Below are 562 nucleotides of genomic sequence, written 5' to 3'. Positions count from 1 at the left end.
GGGCGGGGTCGGGGCGCTGGCTCATTGCGGCGACAATGCCACGGACACGGGGAGAACGCGGTCCCTTTCCGGCGCGCGCGTTTACTTTTCACCGGCAGACTTTAGCGTTGGGGCGACCTGACCGCCAAGGAGATCCGCGATGGCGCGCCCAAAGCTGCCGGGACCCGGCCCGGGGCTTCTCGGCCGGCTCGCCCTGCTCGGCGCCCTGGCGCTGCCCTTGGCCGCCTGCATCGGCGGACCCGACGGTCCTCGCGCCGTGCGCGGCGCGCCGCCGCCCCAGGCCGAGGCGCTGCCGGCCGCCCCCGGCCTGCCCGGCGCGGGCGCGGGACGCATCGGTTCCGGCACCGTGAAGGTGGCGCTGATCCTGCCGCTCTCCGGCCAGGGCTCCGCCCTCGGCGCGGCCATGCGCAACGCCGCCGAACTCGCCTACGAGGAGTTCCAGCAGCCCGACCTCCAGATCCTGGTGAAGGACGACCGCGCCAGCCCCGAGGGCGCGCGCGAGGCGGTGCAGGCGGCGCTGGCGGAGGGCGCCGACCTCGTGCTCGGGCCGGTCTTCGCCGCC

At 76.3% G+C, this 562-nt stretch carries 1 protein-coding gene; it reads left to right on the top strand.

What is annotated here, in order from left to right; translation table 11 throughout:
• Positions 1 to 139 precede the first annotated feature (139 nt).
• A partial coding sequence (locus tag AX737_RS15685) for an ABC transporter substrate-binding protein (protein WP_156453748.1) occupies positions 140 to 562 on the top strand: 423 nt, incomplete at its 3' end.

Origin of the sequence: Methylobacterium sp. CCH5-D2, assembly GCF_001556475.1 — a bacterium.
Classification (GTDB): domain Bacteria; phylum Pseudomonadota; class Alphaproteobacteria; order Rhizobiales; family Beijerinckiaceae; genus Methylobacterium; species Methylobacterium hispanicum.
Note: the sequence above shows the minus strand (reverse complement) of the source record. Positions and strands in the feature narration are given on the sequence as shown.